The organism is Campylobacter insulaenigrae NCTC 12927, assembly GCF_000816185.1.
Classification (GTDB): domain Bacteria; phylum Campylobacterota; class Campylobacteria; order Campylobacterales; family Campylobacteraceae; genus Campylobacter_D; species Campylobacter_D insulaenigrae.
On record NZ_CP007770.1, the window covers coordinates 417,931 to 437,169 of the forward strand.

Below are 19,239 nucleotides of genomic sequence, written 5' to 3' on the forward strand. Positions count from 1 at the left end.
TTATTTAATTCTTGCTCACAAAATAGTTAATTTTATTTAAATCATTTTTTGGATATAAAATCACTTGTTATATGAAAAATAATTTTATTATTTAGTATTTTTTCTTTACTTATGTTTTTTACTATACTATGAATTAAAACAGATAAATATTTTATATAATTGTCATCACAACAAAAGATTATATTTAACATTTTTACCTTTATTTCTTTTAAAAATTAAACTATATTCTTATTAATACAGTTTAAAATTAGAATTTGTGTAAATTTACTATAATTTTAAATGGTTTTAGAAAGATTAATTGCATGTCTTGATACTGGTAATGTTTTTTTAAGTGGAGGTGCTGGTGTTGGTAAAACGCATCTTGTTTTAGAATTGATAAAGTTTTATAGATCTAAGGGAAAAGTAGTAATAGTTTTAGGATCAACTGCTATTAGTGCTTATGCATTGGGAGGTATTACTCTACATAGTTTTTTTGCATTTAAAAGATGTCAAAATTACAACGAACTTTATTATGAAGATAGAAAACAAAAAGATAAATTAGATAAATTGAGACGAATTTTAAAACAATGTGATTTATTAATCATTGATGAAATCTCTATGGTAAGTTCTTGGCATATGGAAATGATTTATTATAGATTAAATTATTTTGAATTTAATGGTAAATTATTATTAGTTGGAGATTTTTTTCAACTTCCTCCAGTGATAAACAAAAATTATTCTCAATCTTTATTTCAAGATAGCTATTACGCTTTTTCATCTCATATATGGCAAGAATTTAAATTGCAATATGCAAAATTATCATTTCCAAAAAGAACTGATGATAAAAAATTTTATGAATATTTATTTCATATAAGAATTGGGGAGATAGATTTTGAAACAATAAATTATTTTAAAATGATGTTAATAAATAAAAATAAGCTAATGTCTTATGAAGATGAGTATACATTACTGTGTGCAACAAATAAAAAAACAAATTATATAAATGAAAGAAAATTAAAAATTTTAAATACAAGTGAAATAATATTTGATGCAAAATATGAAAAAATTGATTTAAGTTTAGATGATAAAACTTTAAATCAATGGATTGAAGGATTAAATTCAATGTTTCATTTGAAGGTTAAAATAGGTGCTAAAATTATTTTTTGTGTAAATAATAAAGAAGAAGGATACTTTAATGGAGAACAAGGAAAAATTATAGATTTTATATATGAAGATAATGAATGTTTAATTCTTATAGAAAAAAATAATGAAGATATTATTAAATTAAGACCTTATGAGTACACTTTTGAAGATTATATTATAAAAGATAATGAAAAAATTGAAGTGAGTATAAAGGCCAAATTTATACAATATCCTATAAAATTAGCTTATGCTATAACTATACATAAGTCTCAAGGAATGAGTATAGATAAATTGATATGTGATATTGATGGAATTTTTGAAAAAGGACAATTGTATGTGTGTTTATCAAGAGCAATTAATCCTAAAAATTTAAAGATTACTTACAATCATCAACTTCCTTTTGAAGATTATTTTTTAAAGGCTTTAAAATATGATAAAAATGTAAAAAGGTTTTATCAAGAGCAAAAATTTGTTGATTTAGAAAAAGGATTATAAAATGAAAATATTTATTTTGTGTATTTTTGCCGTGTTGTATTCTGTAGCAGATACTATAAGCATTGAGAAATTTAAGACAGATTTATATTCAAAAACAGGAAGTAATATTTTAAAAAAAATAGAATTAGATTTGGAATTTGAAGGTAATAAACTAGAGGAAAATAAAATCAAAGATGCTTTAAATACTATTATTTCAAGTTACTTTTATGAAGATTTGTTTACAGAGGTTGGAAAGAATAATTTCAAAGAAACTTTATTAAAATTTAGCAACAAAAAGTATAAAACACAAATAGAATATATTTATATTATCAGAGTTAATTCTATAAAAGAATTTGATATGGAAGAATTAAAAAAAATTCTAAAAGATAATCTTAAATTAGATGAAGAAGCTAGTGATTTTCAAGAATTACCGCTTCAGCAAAAAAATATAAGGCAAGATGTAAATGAAACTAAGATGAATGATATCAATTTAAGCAATGATAAGAATACTAGTGTTAACAAAGAAGCAAATGTAAGCAAAGAAGCTATGGATATGATTTTAAAAACTATGGAAGATGCACAAAAACAAATGCTCTTGCCACATAAAAATGAGGAATTATTTTAATTATTTACTATATCGTAGTGGTTTGGAATTTTTGGTATAAATTTTTTTTCATCTATTTTTTCATCTATTTTTTGATTAAAGAGATAGATTGCAACAGAATTTTGCAGTTCGTCTGTATAAGAAATATTTGAAATTTTATTATTCTTAAAATTAATCTTATATTTTACATTTTCATAATTTGCTTCGTATGTTTCTTCAGTGATTTTTTTGGCTTTTTTAAAAATTTGTTGAAGATTTGGTAAATTTTGAATTTTTGTGAAAATTACTTGTTCTAATTGAGGCTCAATAATTGTTATTTCATGTTGATTAATATAAATTTGTTTGGAATTAGGATAAATATAATTCCAAAATGCTTTATTTTGAGAAATAATAAAATTTCCTTTGTATTCTATAGAAGAATTGTTATTGTATACTTTTTGTATGAAATCACTGCTAAAATTTTTGAAATTAATATCAAAAGCTAAAAGTTGTGAGAAGATAAAAATAAGTACGAATAAATATTTCATATATAGACCTTTTATATTTTTTTAATTGTACAAAATTTATACAAACAAAGGATTTTTATATAGTTCTAAAATAAAATAAGATATAATCTTAGCTCATAATTTTAAGCAAAGGCAAGAAATGTTTTTTAATGTATTTAAAGCAATATTTGGGACAAAAAATGATAGAGAAATAAAAAAATACCTAAAAAGAGTATCTCAGATTAATGCTTTAGAAGCAAAATATCAACAATTAAACGATGAAGAAATAAAAAAAAGTTTTGCAGATTTTCAAATTAAAGTTCAAAATAAAGAACAAACTTTAGAGCAAGTTTTAAATGATGTATTTGCTATTGTTCGAGAGGTAGGTAAAAGAACTTTAAATATGAGACATTTTGATGTACAACTAATCGGTGGTATGGTATTGCATGAAGGTAAAATTGCAGAAATGAAAACAGGAGAAGGTAAAACCTTAGTAGCAACTTTACCTGTAGTATTAAATGCTATGAATAAAAAAGGTGTGCATGTAGTTACTGTGAATGATTATTTAGCTAAAAGAGACGCAGAACAAATGAGTGCTATTTATAACTTTTTAGGTTTTAGTGTGGGAGTAATTTTGTCAGAAGATCACAGTGATGAGGCGCATAAAAAAGCATATGAATGTGATATTACTTATGGCACAAATAATGAATTTGGCTTTGATTATTTGCGAGATAATATGAAATTTTCAATTTCAGATAAAGTTCAAAGGGAGCATAATTTTGTTATAGTTGATGAAGTTGATAGTATTTTAATAGATGAAGCAAGAACTCCATTGATTATTAGTGGACCCACCAATAGAACTTTGGATGGATATATAAAAGCAAATGAGGTTGCTCGACGAATGCAAAAAGGCAAGGCAGGACTTGCCCCACAAGAATCACCAACAGGTGATTTTGTAGTAGATGAAAAAAATCGAACTATAATAATAACTGAATCTGGAATTTCAAAAGCTGAAAAGTTATTTGGAGTTGAAAATTTATACAGTTTAGATAATGCTATTTTGGCTCATCAATTAGATCAAGCTTTAAAAGCACATAATTTGTTTGAAAAAGATGTTCATTATGTTTTGAGAAATAAAGAAATCGTAATTGTTGATGAATTTACAGGTCGTTTAAGTGAAGGAAGGCGTTTTAGCGACGGATTGCATCAAGCACTTGAGGCAAAAGAAGGGGTTAAAATTCAAGAAGAAAGCCAAACTTTAGCTGATATTACGTTTCAAAATTATTTTAGAATGTATAAAAAATTAGCTGGTATGACTGGTACAGCACAAACTGAAGCGACAGAATTTTCTCAAATTTACAATTTGGATGTAGTTTCTATTCCTACAAATATACCAGTTGCAAGAGTAGATAAAGATGATTTAATTTATAAAACTCAAAATGAAAAATTTAAAGCAGTGATAGAGGAAATAAAAAAAGCTAATGCTAAAGGACAGCCTGTATTGGTAGGTACAGCAAGTATTGAAAGAAGTGAGGTATTTCACGATATGCTTGTAAAAGAACGCATAGCCCATCATGTACTTAATGCTAAAAATCATGAACAAGAGGCTTTGATTATACAAGATGCAGGAAAAAAAGGTGCTGTAACTATAGCTACAAATATGGCTGGACGTGGGGTTGATATAAAAATTAACGATGAAGTAAGAGCTTTAGGAGGGCTTTATATTATAGGAACAGAGCGTCACGAAAGCAGAAGAATAGATAATCAATTACGTGGTCGTTCGGGTCGTCAGGGCGATCCTGGTATTAGTAGATTTTATTTGAGTTTGGAAGATAACTTATTAAGGATATTTGGTGGTGATCGTATTAAAAACATTATGGATCGATTAGGTATAGAAGAAGGCGAACATATAGAAAGTCGTATCGTCACAAGAGCTGTTGAAAATGCTCAAAAAAAAGTTGAAAGTTTACATTTTGAAAGTCGAAAGCATTTGCTTGAATATGATGATGTAGCAAACGAACAAAGAAAAACTATATATAATTATAGGAATGAGTTATTAGATGAAAATTTCAATATTCAGAGTAAAATTCTTAAAAATATTAGTGAATATTGTGGTTATATTATAAGTCAAATTCATGCAAATATAGAATCTGAAAATTTTTCATTTTTTGATTCTCTAAAACAAAAAATTATATATGAGTGTAATATAGAGTTAAGCGAAAATGATTTTAAAGATTTAAATGAAATTGAAAGTGAAAGTAAGCTTATTGAAATTTTAGAAAAAAGATATCAAGAAAAAATGAGTTTTATAAATGAACAAGAAGCTAGAAAAATAGAAAGAATTTTATATCTTCAAATTTTAGATAATCTTTGGAGAGAGCATTTATATCAAATGGATATCTTAAAAACTGGTATAGGGCTTAGAAGTTATAATCAAAAAGATCCATTGGTTGAATATAAAAAAGAAAGCTACAATCTCTTTATGGAGCTTGTTGAGCGTATAAAATTTGATAGCTTAAAATTACTATTTAATGTAGTATTTACCCAACACAATGCTCAAGAATTAGAAGAAAAAGCTCATGATGCTAATGAAAAATTAATAGCCAATACTACAGAAAATGGTGTAGATGAAGAAGGGAAGGCGCAAATTCATAAAGTACCTAGAAATTCTCCTTGTCCGTGCGGTAGTGGTAAAAAATATAAAGATTGTCATGGTAAAAGTGGTCCTAAAAAAGGGATTTTAGCTTAAGGTTTTTTTATGAATATAGTAATAGTTGAAGATGATATAAATATGAGAAAATCGCTTGAAATAGCTTTGAGCGAATATGAAGAATTTAAGATAAAATCTTATAAGTCTGCAACAGAGGCTTTAAAGAAATTAGATGATGATGTTGATTTGATTATTACAGACATTAATATGCCAGGAATTGATGGGATTGAGTTTGTTCAAGCTTGTGAAAATAAATATGATTTTATTATTATTACGGGTAATGCAACACTCAATCGTGCTATAGAGGCAGTAAGACTTGGAGTTAAAGATTTTTTAGTGAAACCTTTTGATGTTAATACCTTAGTAACAGCTATTAAAAGAGCTAAAATTATTCAAGAGAAGACATCAAAAAAAAATATAAAAAAGAATGAAAAAAAAGAAATAAATGGTAATTTTTTTGGAAATTCTAAAGCATTAAACCAGTGCTTAAATTTGGTTAATAAAGCAGCTAAGACAGATGCTAGTATGATTTTATTTGGAGAAAGTGGCGTCGGCAAAGAAGTTTTTGCTAATTATATTCATAAAAATTCATTAAGAGCCTCGAAGCCTTTTGTGGCTATTAATATGGCAGCTATTCCATCAAATTTAATAGAAAGTGAGTTGTTTGGTTTTGAAAAAGGTGCTTTTACAGACGCTAATAATACAAAGATCGGACTTTTTGAATTAGCTAACGAAGGAACTTTATTTTTAGATGAAATTGGTGAAATGCCTTATGAAATACAAGCAAAATTATTAAGAGCAATTCAAGAAAAAGAAATCACTAGATTAGGTGGAACAAAAAGTGTAAAAATAGATATTAGAATCATTAGCGCAACAAATGCAAATATAGAAGAAAAAATTAAGAATAATGAATTTAGACAGGATTTGTATTATAGGTTAAACACTATTCCAATTAATATTCCGCCACTTAGACATAGACAAGATGAAATTTTGCAAATAGCAGAAAAAGTTTTAAATGATACTTGCAAAGAATATAATTTTTCAGAAAAAAGATTAAGTATAGAAGCGCAAAATGCATTACTTGCTTATGATTTTCCTGGAAATATAAGAGAATTAATTTCTATCATACAAAGAGCTTGTATTTTAAGTGAAGGTGATGAAATTAGTTCTTGTGATTTATTTTTAGAAAGCAGAAAAGTTAAAAATATTAGCAATCTTGAAAAAGATTTACTTTTAGAAGCTTTAAGAAATTCAAATAATATTATTAGCGATGCAGCAGAATCAATAGGAATGAGTGAAAAAAAATTTCATGAAAAAATGAAACAATACAATATTACTTGAGGAAGGTTACATGAAAAAAATAGCAATAGTTGGCGCAACTGGTGCAGTTGGTGAGGAAATTTTAAATGTTTTAGATGAGTTGGATTTTCCTGTTGAAAGTATTTTGCCATTGGCTAGTGCTAAAAGTGTAGGCATGAGTATAGAATTTAGGGGAAAAACCTATAAAATTCAAGAATTAACAGAAAAAGTTTTTAAAGAAAATCCTGTAGATATAGCTTTTTTTAGTGCAGGTGGAAATATTAGTGAAAAATATGCTAAATATGCAGTTGAGTGCGGTGCTGTTGTTATAGATAATACAAGTCACTTTAGGATGGATAAAGATGTTCCTTTAGTTGTGCCAGAATGTAATAGTGAAGATATTAAAGATTGGGAAAAAACAGGAATTATAGCAAATCCAAATTGTTCAACCATTCAGATGGTTCATATTTTAAAGCCACTTGATGATATTTTTAATTTACAAAGAGTAGATGTTAGTACATATCAGGCCGCTAGCGGAGCGGGAAAAGAAGGCATGGAAGAGTTAGTTGAAGGTATGCAAAGTTTTTTTGCTTTTAAGCTTGAAGATTTTGAAGCTAAAATTTTTCCCTATACTTTGGCTTTGAATTTGATTCCTCAAATTGATGTATTTACTGAAAATGGTTATACAAAAGAGGAATTAAAAATGGTTAATGAAACTCAAAAAATATTACATAAAAATATTGAAATTTCAGCAACTTGTGTGAGAGTTCCAGTACTTAGAAGTCACAGCGAAGCTATTACTATGCAATTTGAAAAAGATGTGGATATTCTTAAGGTTAAGGAAATTTTATCAAAAGCTCCAAGTGTTGTAGTGGTTGATGATATAGAGAATAAAAAATATCCTATGCCTCTTTTTGCTAGTGATACTAATGAAACTTATGTTGGGAGAATTAGAGGTGACATTAATCGTAAAAATATTTTACATTTATGGTGTGTTGCTGATCAAATTCGTGTAGGTGCTGCAACTAATGCAGTGCGTATTGCAAAAAAATGGTTGGAATTGGTTTAAAAGGAAATAAATGTTGGAAAAATTTTTTGAAAATTTATTAGTTAAAAGTCGTTTAGTTACTATTTTACCTGTTATTTTTGGACTTATTGGAGCTTTTGTTTTATTTTTTATTGCAAGTTATGATGTGATAAAAGTTTTAAGATATGTATTTGGTTATTTTATGTTTTCTAATTCATCGGTTGATTTACATGAAGATATTGTAGGATTAATTATCGGAGCTGTAGATTTATACTTGATGGCTTTGGTTTTATTTATTTTTTCTTTTGGAATTTATGAACTTTTTATCAGCGAGATAGAAGATTTTAAACAAACCAAGCAATCTAAAGTTTTAGAGGTGCATAGTTTAGATCAACTAAAAGATAAACTTGCAAAAGTTATCATTATGGTTTTAATAGTGAATTTTTTTCAAAGAATTTTACAAATGCAGTTTAATACGGTTTTAGACATGTCTTATCTTGCGGGATCTATTTTAGCACTTTGTGTCGGATTGTATTTTTTACATAAAAGTTAATTACTAAGGAAAAGTAAATGATTTTTATTGATGCATGTTTTAAAAAACAAACTCCTTACACTCCAGTTTGGATGATGAGACAAGCGGGAAGATATTTACCTGAATATATGAAAGTTAGATCTCAAGCTGGTGATTTTTTATCTTTATGTAAAGATTATAAAAAAGCAAGCGAAGTAAGCTTGCAGCCGGTTGATATTTTAGGAGTGGATGCAGCTATTATTTTTTCTGATATATTAGTTGTTCCTTTGGAAATGGGTATGGAACTTAAATTTGAAAAAGGAGAGGGGCCTGTCTTTTTAAATCCCATTAAAGATGATAGAGATTTAGACGCTTTAGATATAGATAAAGGTGTGAAAAATCTTAATTATGTTTATGATGCTTTAAAATTAACTAGAGAGCAACTTTCTACTGATAAAGCTTTGATAGGTTTTTGTGGAAGCCCATGGACCATAGCTACTTATATGATAGAAGGTGGCGGAAGTAAAAATTATGCAAAAAGCAAAAAAATTCTTTATCAAGATCCAGAATTTTTACATAGAATTTTATCTAAACTAACTCAAGTTTTAAAATTATATTTAGAAGAACAGATTAAATCTGGGGCTAATGCTATACAAATTTTTGATAGTTGGGCAAGTGCTTTAGAAAAAGATGCTTTTTTTAAATTTTCTTTTAAATATATGTTAGAAATTTCAGATTATATTAAAAATAAATATCCTCAAATACCTATCATCATATTTCCTAAAGGTATTAGTGGATTTTTAGATGAAATTGATGGTAATTTTGATGTTTTTGGGGTAGATTGGAGTACACCTTTAAAATTAGCAAAGGAAAAATTATCTTATAAATATACATTGCAAGGAAATATGGAACCATGTAGACTGTATGATAAAAGTTCTATAAAAACTGGAATAGAGAATATGTTGGATATTATGCAAAATACACCTTATATTGTTAATCTTGGTCATGGAATTTTGCCTGATATTCCGGTTGAAAATGCTAAATATTTCATTAGGTTGGTTCAGGAGAGTTCAAAGAGGTGAGTAATATTGTTTTTGGTCCGATAAATTCAAGAAGATTTGGCTCTTCTTTGGGTATTGATTTAAGTCCAGACAAAAAACAATGTAATTTTGATTGTGTGTATTGTGAATTAAAAGCTTCTAAACCTCAAAAAGAATCTTTGATATACCCTAGTGTTGATGAAGTTGTAAATGAGGTACAAAAAGCTTTAGCTGGTCAAATGCAATTTGAATTTTTGACTTTGACTGCAAATGGTGAACCCAGCTTATATCCTTTTTTATATGAACTTACAAATGAGCTTAACAAAATTAAAAAAAATAAAAAACTTCTGATACTTAGTAATGGAAGTGCTGTTTTGAATTTAAAAAGTTATAATGCTTTACTTAATATTGACATAGTTAAATTTAGTCTTGATAGTGCTATAGAAAAAACATTTTATAAAATAGATAGAGCGTTAAAAGAAATTTCTTTAGATAATATGATTAAGCATATGATAAAATTTAGTAAAGATTTTAAGGGTGATTTAATTATGGAAACTTTGATCGTTGAAGGTTTAAACGATAAAGAATATGAAATGATAGCATTAGATGAAGTCTTTTCTCAAATTAAACCATTAAGAGTTGATTTTAGTACTATAGATCGTCCACCTGCGTATCCTGTAAAGCCCATAACGTTTGAAAGATTATATGAGCTTAGTTTGTTAATTCATAGCGTTCCTGTTGTTTTGGCAAAGCATACTTACAATAATAATAAAATTGATTTTACTAAAGATGAGCTTTTGAAGATGTTAAAATTGCGCGCTCAAAGTGAATTTGATATAGAAAATAGATTTAGTCAATATAGCAAGAATAATCTAGAAGATTTAATTAAAAAACAAAAAATTGAGTTGATAGATTTAGCTGGAATAAAATTTTATAAAAATACTTGACAAATATATTTTTTTTCTATAAAATACCATTTCTTTTTTAAATATTCCGGATTAGCTCAGCGGTAGAGTAGTCGGCTGTTAACCGATTGGTCGTAGGTTCGAATCCTACATCCGGAGCCACTTCTATTTTATGTTCCCTACTATATAGCGGTCTTTGTTTAGTTTTTTATGTCGAATGTAAAGAATTTACTTTCAAAATCATCTCTAACTTTTTCATATTGGAATATAGCAGGTTCTAAATTTTTCATTTCATGATACAATAAACCTAGCGCCAATCGAGCCTCTAAAGTCTCCTCATTTTCTAGTTTTGCAAGTTCTAAGAGTGCTATAGCTGAATTTGGATTATTTGATCCTATGGCGGAAACTGCAGCCAAAAATAAGGTTTGAGAATCTTTTATTTTATAATCATCAATAAGTATATTATAAAGTGTGTAAGCTTCTTGATATTCTTTTGCAAATATATCAACATAAGCTAATGCAAAGATTAATCCCATAGAGTTTTTATCACTCGTTGCTAGTTTTTTCTTAATATCATTTCGTACATGGTTGATTAAACCAGTAATTTGCATTAAACTTATGAAAGTATCTTTGACTATACCTGAGCCACCAAACAAAGAATTATAATCAAGTTTTGTGTTTTGAAAATAAATTTGTGCCTGCTTTGCATAAGTTTTGATATCAAGATCTATATTTTTAGCATTGAAAAATAATATATTACTGATAATATCTTTATTCAGCAGGTCTTTTAATGCTACAACAGATTGATTTCTTAGATTGATTAAGTTATTTGCATTAGAAGCGATAATAACAAACATCAATTCCAATGGACTTTTTTTATTTATTTCAAAATTATCAAGATAAGGTAGCATAGTTGCATAATCATTATACGGAATATGGAGTAAATATTTATAGATATTAGTATTTTGATCAATATTATTATCTGCTTGTAAATTCTCTATGACTTCATTTTGAAATTTACTATAATCTTTTTTTATTAAATCCATGCAAAAAATAGCAAAAATCCCAGCTAAATGATTTTTTGGGTTTAAATGATAGGCCGTTGAAAAATGATTAGCTGCATTATTATAATCTTGCAATTGAGCATAAGTTAGTGCAAGATTATAATGTATTACATCGTGTGAATGATAATTCTGACTTAATTTTTGAAGTTTTTGGTTTGCTTCTCTTAAATGAAAATTAAAAGCTAAATTAATTGCTTGTGAAAGCTGCATATTTATTCCAGATAAAGTTTTACTTTGAGTAAGCAAATTATCTTCATATTGATAAGCTTGTATGAAATTACCTAAATCTGCTTTAGTTATTAATTCCATGCTTTGCTTAACATCAAATACTCTATAAGGAGCAAAGTAAAAAAGTAAATCATAAATTTGTTGTTTTCCGCTAATGAGTTTTTTTGCAAAATTTTGTTGTGCAATATCAATGCTATAAAGATTTTTTTTCAATCTAGTTTTAATTCCGTAGTACTTAGAGCCCACATCTTTATCTTTTGCAAATAATCTTTTAAAAATTTGAGCACTTTTATCATATTGTCCTGTTTTGAGTTCTACTAAAGCTAAGGCTATAGTACTTCTTAAATATTGAGAGTCAATTTTTGTAGCTTTATTGAGATATTCTTTAGCTTTGGTGTATTCTCCAATTTTAGCATATAAAAGACCTAATGGTAAACTCGCTTCATAATTTTCTTGCTTGTGTAAAAAATTAATAGCATCTCTATTTGCTTCCAAAACAGAATAAATTTTTGCTCCAAGATATAGTGATTCATCTGTGTAATCAGCTAGATTATTAGAATGAACAAACATTTGCAAAGCCTCAGGATAAAGACTTTGATAATAATTTATTAATCCTAGATAATAATTATATAGTATTGAATTTGAATTTTGTGGCAAATGAACTTTGGCTAAATCTAAATAATAATTGAATTTTTCTTTGTCTTTGAGATAAAAATAACATACTGCAATATTAATTGCCGCAGCAACTTTATGCTCTTCTAATTCTAAAGATTGTTTGAAATTCATTATAGCTTTTGCATAATCTTGTTGTTTCATTTGAACCACTCCAAGATTGTAGCTTGATAAAGATTCATTAAAAATATTAATATTATCATAGAGCTCTAAAGCTTTTTTGACATCACCTTTTTCATACAATACATTAGCTTTTTGTATAATTGCATCAAGTGTAGTTTGTTTTATTTTTGTAATTTCCATAGATGAATTATCTTCTTGTAATGTTTCATTCATGGAAATTTCAGTTTTATCTTTTTTAAATACCATAAGCAGAATCAACACTATTAACAATATCAATACAAGTGTGCCAAGAGCTGAAATTATAATAAGAAATTTTTTATCAAAAAATTTTACTTTCTCTTCTTTTTGAGCTTCTTGTGGTTGCTCTTCCACTTTTTGGAATGTATTTTCTTCTTCTAGTTCTGGTGGAATGGTACCTGGTGGAATGGTAAGTTCTAAATTTTCTTCTTTATCAAGATTTTCTTGTTCATCTTGTTCTTTTAGTGTTACTTCTTCAGCCATTTTTCATTCTTAAAAATATTTTCTTAATACATCAGGTATGATTATTTTGCCATCTTTTTCTTGATAATTTTCCATTATTGCAACCAAAGTTCTTCCTACTGCGAGTGATGAGCCATTAAGAGTATGAACTAGCTCATTTTTGCCTTTGTCATTTTTATAACGGATCTTAGCTCTTCTTGCTTGAAAATCTCTACAATTTGATACAGATGAAATTTCTCTATATTTATTTTGCGAAGGTATCCAAACTTCTAAATCAATAGTTTTTGCTGCGCTAAATCCCAAATCTCCAGTGCAAAGCATTAAATGTCTATGAGCAAGTCCTAAAGAACTCAATAAATCACTAGCACAATTTACCATTTCTTCAAATATCATATCACTTTGTTCAGGTTTTGCAATACACACAAGCTCCACTTTTTCAAATTGATGTTGTCGTATTATACCTCTTGTGTCGCGACCTGCGCTACCAGCTTCTTGTCTAAAACAAGCACTGTAGCAAGTCATCTTTAAAGGTAGAGATTCACTAGTTAAGATTTCATTTGAATAAAGGTTTGTTACAGGAATTTCAGAGGTTGATATAAGATATAAATCATCATTTTCAACCTTGTACATATCATCTTTAAATTTAGGAAGTTGTCCGGTGCCATACATTGTGTTGCTATTAACTAAAAATGGAACATTTACAAGTTCAAACCCTTTACTTCTATTAAAATCTATCATATAATTTATTAAAGCCCTGTTTAATAGAGCTCCTTCGTTTTTTAATACACAAAAGCGACTTTGGGAGATTTTAACGCCTCTTACAAAATCAAGCCAATCTAATTTTTCTCCTAATTCATGATGCTCTTTGATTTCGAAGTCAAATTGAGGAGGTGTTAAAACTTTCTTTAATTCAATATTTTTATCTTCATCTTTTCCATAAGGCACACATTCATCAGGTATATTTGGAATTGCCGAAGAGATTTTCTCTAAATTTTCTTCTAGTTGCAAAACTATTTTTGATTGATTGTTGATTTTTTCTTTATTTTTGCTTAATTGATTTTTTAAAGCTTCCTTGTCATCGGTATTTGCTAATTCTTTGCTAAATTTATTTTGAAAAGCTTGAAACTCTTCCAAAATTGCTTTTTCTTTTTTTAAAGTAATAAATAATTCACTTAGTTGTTTTAATAAGTTTTCATCTATTTTTTTTGCTTTTAATTTTTGTGAAATTTCTTCAAAGTTATTTTGTAAAAGTTTAAGATCTAGCATTTTGACTCCTTAATTATAAACCAATTTTAGCATAAATTTTTTCCATTGTTTTTTGCGCTGTTTTCCTAGCTTTTTGTGCACCAAATTCTAAAATTTCTTTAATTTTAGAAGGATTTTCGATTAAATTTTCATATTCGTTTTTTGCGTAAGCAAAATGATCATTAATAAGATCGTTTAGATATAATTTAAAGTGCCCGTATCCTTCGCCACCTTTTTTGTATCTTTCTTGCAAATTCTCTTGTTGTGTTTTATCTAAAAAAAGTTTTGCTATGTTGTAGATATTACAAGTGCTAAATTCTTTAGGGTCTTCTAAAGCTATGCTATCGGTTACAATGGAAGAAATTTGTTTTTTTAAAACTTTCTGAGAAGTAAAAATATCTATAGTATTTTTATAAGATTTGCTCATTTTAGAACCATCTGTTCCAGGTACTACAGCCACTTCTTCATTGATTTTAGCTTTTGGAAGAGTAAAAACTTCACCCCATTCATTGTTTACCTTTAAGGCTATATCTCTTGCAATTTCAACATGTTGAATTTGATCTTTACCTACTGGAACAATTTGTGCATCAAAGAGTAAGATATCAGCAGCCATTAAAACAGGGTAAGAAAAAAGACCATGGTTTGAATTTAAACCTTTTGCGATCTTGTCTTTATATGAATGTGCTCTTTCTAAAAGTCCCATAGGGGTAAATTGAGATAAAATCCAATAAAGTTCTAGTACTTCTTTAATGTCACTTTGCAACCAAAAAATACTTTTTTGTGGATCAATTCCTAGGCTTAAAAAGGCTGCTGCTGCTTTTAGTGAATTTTGCTGAAGCACTTCTCCATTTTGATTTGAAGTCATTGCGTGATAATTTGCTATAAACATATACATTTGATTTTCTTCTTGCATGTTTAACATCTGCTTTATAGAGCCAAAATAATTTCCTATGTGTAAATCTCCACTAGGCTGCAATCCTGTTATAACTTTCATTTTACCTCTTTGTGTATTTGTGAAATGATATCTTCAACTTCTTTGTTTTCAATATCAATAATTAAATCTGCTTTTTTTTCATATTTTTGTATTCGTTGATCGAAAAGTATTTTTGCGTTTGCTAAATTTGAAAGCAGAGGTCTTGTATGAATTTGTGTTTTATCAAGTCTTTTTATAATAAATTCAAAAGTAGATTTCAGATAAATAACAACTCCAATTTCGTTGATTTTTTTCTGTTTTATAAATCCACCACCACTTGCAATAGAGGAATTTTTAATATGTTGTAAAAAATGAAGTATTTTTTTTTCTTCATTTCTAAAAAAAGATTCCCCATATGTGGAAAATATTTCATGCACTTCAAGGTTAAATTTATTTTTTATCAATTCATCTGTATCAATAAAAAATTTATCATATCGTTGTGCATAAGCTCGTGCAATTGTAGTTTTTCCACAACCCATGAAACCTACAAAAAGGAAATTATCCTTCTTGTTCATTTTTGCTGCCTTTTTTTCTTGAAGCTAAAATTAAAGGTACACCTTCGAAATTAAATTTCTTTCTTATTTGATTTTGCAAATAACGTTTGTAAGAAAAGTGTAAGGCTTTTGGGCGATTCATAATTAAAGCTATTTTTGGTGGTGCGATGTCATATTGAACCGCATAATAAATTTTAACTAATTTACCATAATCATGCGGTAGAGGATGAGCTTTTGTAGCTTCCTCTACTAAGGTATTTAATTTTGCAGTTGGAATTTTTTGAGTGAAATTTTCAAAAACTTCTAAAATTTTATCTAAAAGCACATGAATTCTTTTACCGCTTAATGCAGATACACTAATTACTGGAGCATAAGCTAAAAATTTAAACCTATCTAACCTTAACTCTTTTAAAGTTTTGTCAAAATCTAATTCGCTTTTATCCCATTTATTTAAAACTATAATTACTCCTAAGTAATGTTTTGCTGCAAGTCCTGCTATACGTTCATCTAATTCATTAAATCCTTCTGCGCTATCAAGTACTAAAAGAGCTATTTGAGCATTAGCAAGCGCATATTCGGTTTTATTTAAAGCATAGCGTTCTAAACCTTGTATTTTACCTCTTTTTCTAATTCCAGCTGTATCTATAAATTCTATAATTTTATCTTTATATACAATGCTTTCATTTACTGGGTCAATGGTAGTTCCTGCGATATCGCTAACTACACTTCGTTCTTCTTTTACTAAAGCATTTAAAAGACTAGATTTTCCTACATTAACTCTACCAATTATACCGATTTTGATATGATTTTCATTTATGGTTTTTAGTTTAAAATCTCCACTATTTTCGTCAAAATTCTCCAAATAACTTTCAAAATCTTCTTCTTCATCTTGGGTTAAAATTTTTTCATTTAAAAATTTTCCAGCCCATGTGCAAAGCTCATCTATGCCTATATTATGAGTTACTGAAATGTTAAAAATCTCTTTAACACCAAAACTAGAAAATTCCCAAGATCTTTCTTCATCCTTTTTATTATCTATTTTGTTGATGACTAAAGCTACAGGTTTATTTAGTTTTTTCATTTCGTAAAAAAAGGTTTTATCCTCATCATCAGGTAAAAATTTTCCATCTACCATATAAAATATAATGTCGCTATTTTTAGCTACTTTTAACGAATTAGCTTTAACATTTTTAAATAATTCATTGCTTTCATCAAGGCCACCGCTATCTATAAGCAAGGCTTTTTTGCCATCAATTTGTACTTCTATTTTATTAGTATCTCTTGTGGTGCCACTAATATCGCTTGTAATAGCTATACGCTTTTTTGCTAATCTATTAAAAAGACTTGATTTGCCTACATTTGGCTTGCCAATCAAAATAATACTTTGCATTTATATCCATATAAAATTTTTATTTAATTATATAAAAATTGCCTTAAAATTAAGCAAAAAAAGACTAAAATAGTTAAATTTTTTATGGATTTTATATGTTAAGAATAATTAAAAAAAATTTAGGTATTTATTTTATGATTATTGCTTCAATTGAATTTTCTTTCGTTGGAGCTAGTGCAAAAATTTTAAGTGAAGAAATGTCATCTATTGAAATAATGTTTTTTAGAAATATTATTGGAACTTTTTTTATGATTTATATATTGAAAAAAATAAAATTTCATAAAAGCGGTGGGCATTTTGGCTTGTTGGTTTTTAGAGGAGTTATAGGCACGATATCTTTATATCTTTTCTTTTACAATGTTTCTAATATTTCTTTAGGTGGAGCTTTTGCATTTCAAAAAACTGCACCTATTTTTATAGCGTTAATCGCTTTTTTCTTTTTCAAAGAAGAATTAAGTATTAGAATGTGTGCTGGAATTTTAATAGCTTTTATAGGAGTACTTTTTGTATGTCAACCTTTTGCTGATGAAATAAATCATTCTGGATTTGACTTAAAAAATAGCGTTTTGGGAATTTTAAGCGGATTTTGCGCAGCATTAGCATTAACTAGTGTTAGAGAGCTTAAAAAATTTTATCCCGCGCCATTTATAGCATTATCTTTTGTGCTTATTGGCACCTTGATGCCTTTATCTTCGATGATTGTGGGTTCTTTTTATGAAAATAAAGAATTAGATTTTTTAATCGCCCCTTTTATTATGCCTAGTTTTAAAGCGTGGTTTTTTATTATATTGATGGGAGTTTTTGGAGCTTTGTATCAAATTCATATTACAAAAGCTTATGGTGTAGCAAAAAAAGTAGGAATTATCGCTGGTATTGGCTATATAGATGTAGTTTTTACATTATTTTTAGGAATTTTATTAGGAGATGATTTTCCTAGTGCTTTAGTGTTTGTTGGAATTATTGGTATAGTTATGGGCGGCATAATTTTAGTGAGTAAGCAAACTCAAGGAAATAAAAGTGGAAAATAAAATAGAATTAATTTATGGTTTAGAAGATAAACCTCCTTTTTTTAAAGCTTTTTTTACTGCCTTAGTGCATTTGATGGCTATGTTTGTTGCGGTAATTACCCCTGCTTTGTTAATTTGTAAAGGACTTGGTGTTGATAGTGAAAATACGGCAAGAATTATCTGTATGTCTTTGTTTGCTTCAGGCATTGCTTCTCTTTTGCAAATTAAAACTTGGGGGCCTATAGGTAGTGGTCTTTTGTCTATACAAGGAACAAGTTTTAATTTTGTTTCACCTCTTATTTTAGGTGGACTTGTGTTGAAAAATAATGGACTAAGTCAAGAAGCAATGTTGGCTGCTATATTTGGCACTTTAATGCTTTGCTCAATTACTGAGATGATTATTTCACAAATTTTACCTTTTGTAAGGAAAATTGTATCACCTTTGGTTTCTGGCATAGTGGTAATGATTATAGGATTAACTTTAATTAATGTAGGTTTAATTAGTGCAGGTGGTGGTTTTGGTGCTAAAGCAAATGGAGAATTTGGATCACTGCATAATTTATTATTAGCTGGAATTGTTATTTTGTGTATTATTATTTTAAATCGTTTTAATAATGCTTATATTAGAATTTCATCTCTATTTATAGCTATGATTATTGGACTTTTGGTAGCGATGACTTTTGAAAATTTTAGTTTTAATTTAAATGAAAATTTACCTATAATATTTTTACCAAATCCTATTCACTATGGCTTAAGTGTTGATTATAACTTAATTTTGCCTCTAATTTTAGTTTTTATGGTAACTTCATTAGAAACAATTGGGGATATTAGTGCTACAAGCGAGGTATCAAATCAGCCTATTAAAGGTGAAATGTACGCAAAAAGACTTAAGGGCGGTGTTTTAGCTAATGGTGTAAATTCTTTTATTTCTGCTTTTTTTAATACTTTTCCAAATTCATGTTTTGGACAAAACAATGGAGTTATAGCTTTAACTGGAGTTGCAAGCCGCTATGTTGGTTTTATTGTCGCTTTTATGTTGATGTTATTAGGTTTGTTTCCAATTGTGGCAGATGTTACTTTGCAAATTCCAGAACCCATCTTAGGAGGAGCCACTTTAGTGATGTTTGGAACTATAGCTGCAACTGGAGTGAGAATTATTTCTAAGGAGAATTTAAATCGGCGTTCTATTATTATAATTGCAATGAGTTTAGGAATGGGATTAGGGGTTTCTAATAATCCTGATATTTTAAATTTTACCCCTATGTGGTTTAAAACTTTGTTTTCTTCTGGGATAGCTACTGGTGCAATTACGGCCATGATTTTAAATTTTGTTTTCCCGCTTGAAGAAAATCAAAGGAAAATGAAGTAAAATATGAAAAAATAAGG

The 19,239-nt window shown here is 27.9% G+C and carries 16 protein-coding genes and 1 tRNA gene; 11 read left to right on the forward strand and 6 right to left on the reverse strand.

The features are described 5' to 3' along the window. Window positions 1–279: 279 nt before the first annotated feature. Both CINS_RS02225 and CINS_RS07595 read left to right on the forward strand, forming a co-directional pair. The gene (locus CINS_RS02225; RefSeq protein ID WP_039649472.1) at window positions 280–1,617 is read left to right on the forward strand and encodes an ATP-dependent DNA helicase; all 1,338 of its coding nucleotides are present in this window, start codon (window positions 280–282) and stop codon (window positions 1,615–1,617) included. 1 nt (window position 1,618) lies between these two features. Continuing rightward, a complete protein-coding gene (locus tag CINS_RS07595; RefSeq protein ID WP_052251948.1) occupies window positions 1,619–2,221 on the forward strand; it encodes a flagellar basal body-associated FliL family protein in 603 nt (200 codons plus the stop codon). Here CINS_RS07595 and lolA read toward each other — a convergent pair. Further along, the gene (lolA, locus tag CINS_RS02235; protein WP_039649474.1) at window positions 2,218–2,727 is read right to left on the reverse strand and encodes a LolA-like outer membrane lipoprotein chaperone; all 510 of its coding nucleotides are present in this window, start codon (window positions 2,725–2,727) and stop codon (window positions 2,218–2,220) included. The two genes, CINS_RS07595 and lolA, sit on opposite strands and share 4 nt — an antisense overlap. Before the next feature lie 118 nt (window positions 2,728–2,845). Between lolA and secA the strand changes: the two genes are divergently transcribed. The 7 genes from secA (at window position 2,846) to CINS_RS02270 (ending at window position 10,339) form a co-directional block, all read left to right on the forward strand. After that, complete coding sequence (gene secA, locus CINS_RS02240) at window positions 2,846–5,434, forward strand: preprotein translocase subunit SecA (RefSeq protein WP_039649476.1); 2,589 nt, start codon at window positions 2,846–2,848, stop codon at window positions 5,432–5,434. A gap of 9 nt (window positions 5,435–5,443) precedes the next feature. Then, window positions 5,444–6,736: a sigma-54-dependent transcriptional regulator gene (locus CINS_RS02245; protein WP_039649478.1), complete on the forward strand. Its 1,293-nt coding sequence runs from the start codon at window positions 5,444–5,446 to the stop codon at window positions 6,734–6,736. A 10-nt stretch (window positions 6,737–6,746) separates the two neighbouring features. After that, complete coding sequence (locus CINS_RS02250) at window positions 6,747–7,763, forward strand: aspartate-semialdehyde dehydrogenase (RefSeq protein WP_039649479.1); 1,017 nt, start codon at window positions 6,747–6,749, stop codon at window positions 7,761–7,763. Window positions 7,764–7,773: 10 nt separating this feature from the next. Beyond that, complete coding sequence (locus CINS_RS02255) at window positions 7,774–8,274, forward strand: YqhA family protein (protein WP_039649481.1); 501 nt, start codon at window positions 7,774–7,776, stop codon at window positions 8,272–8,274. A gap of 17 nt (window positions 8,275–8,291) precedes the next feature. After that, a complete protein-coding gene (hemE, locus tag CINS_RS02260; RefSeq protein ID WP_039649483.1) occupies window positions 8,292–9,314 on the forward strand; it encodes a uroporphyrinogen decarboxylase in 1,023 nt (340 codons plus the stop codon). Beyond that, a complete protein-coding gene (locus tag CINS_RS02265; RefSeq protein ID WP_052251949.1) occupies window positions 9,311–10,219 on the forward strand; it encodes a radical SAM protein in 909 nt (302 codons plus the stop codon). The genes hemE and CINS_RS02265 overlap by 4 nt, the downstream gene beginning before the upstream one ends. Window positions 10,220–10,264: 45 nt before the next feature. After that, window positions 10,265–10,339: transfer RNA gene (locus CINS_RS02270), tRNA-Asn, on the forward strand. 38 nt (window positions 10,340–10,377) lie between these two features. Here the strand turns inward: CINS_RS02270 and CINS_RS02275 are convergent. The 5 genes from CINS_RS02275 to der are packed head-to-tail and all read right to left on the reverse strand — an operon-like array spanning window position 10,378 to window position 16,846. Further along, window positions 10,378–12,765 (reverse strand): tetratricopeptide repeat protein, encoded by a 2,388-nt coding sequence (locus tag CINS_RS02275; RefSeq protein ID WP_039649485.1) that lies wholly within the window; start codon window positions 12,763–12,765, stop codon window positions 10,378–10,380. Between the two features lie 9 nt (window positions 12,766–12,774). Continuing rightward, window positions 12,775–14,010, reverse strand: a complete 1,236-nt coding sequence (serS, locus tag CINS_RS02280; protein WP_039649486.1) for a serine--tRNA ligase — start codon at window positions 14,008–14,010, stop codon at window positions 12,775–12,777. 13 nt (window positions 14,011–14,023) lie between these two features. Then, complete coding sequence (gene trpS / locus CINS_RS02285) at window positions 14,024–14,983, reverse strand: tryptophan--tRNA ligase (RefSeq protein WP_039649488.1); 960 nt, start codon at window positions 14,981–14,983, stop codon at window positions 14,024–14,026. Continuing rightward, window positions 14,980–15,477: a shikimate kinase gene (locus tag CINS_RS02290; RefSeq protein WP_039649490.1), complete on the reverse strand. Its 498-nt coding sequence runs from the start codon at window positions 15,475–15,477 to the stop codon at window positions 14,980–14,982. Before CINS_RS02290 ends, trpS begins: the two co-directional genes overlap by 4 nt. Then, entirely contained in the window at window positions 15,461–16,846 is a 1,386-nt protein-coding gene (der, locus tag CINS_RS02295; RefSeq protein ID WP_039649492.1) for a ribosome biogenesis GTPase Der, read from the reverse strand. The genes CINS_RS02290 and der overlap by 17 nt, the downstream gene beginning before the upstream one ends. Before the next feature lie 95 nt (window positions 16,847–16,941). On the opposite strand from der, the gene CINS_RS02300 reads away from it, so the two are divergent. Together CINS_RS02300 and CINS_RS02305 are read left to right on the forward strand one after the other, a co-directional pair. Continuing rightward, on the forward strand, window positions 16,942–17,874 hold the full coding sequence (locus CINS_RS02300) for a DMT family transporter (protein WP_039649494.1): 933 nt from the start codon (window positions 16,942–16,944) through the stop codon (window positions 17,872–17,874). Beyond that, on the forward strand, window positions 17,864–19,222 hold the full coding sequence (locus tag CINS_RS02305; protein WP_126437484.1) for a uracil-xanthine permease family protein: 1,359 nt from the start codon (window positions 17,864–17,866) through the stop codon (window positions 19,220–19,222). The genes CINS_RS02300 and CINS_RS02305 overlap by 11 nt, the downstream gene beginning before the upstream one ends. The last annotated feature ends 17 nt before the right edge of the window (window positions 19,223–19,239 follow it).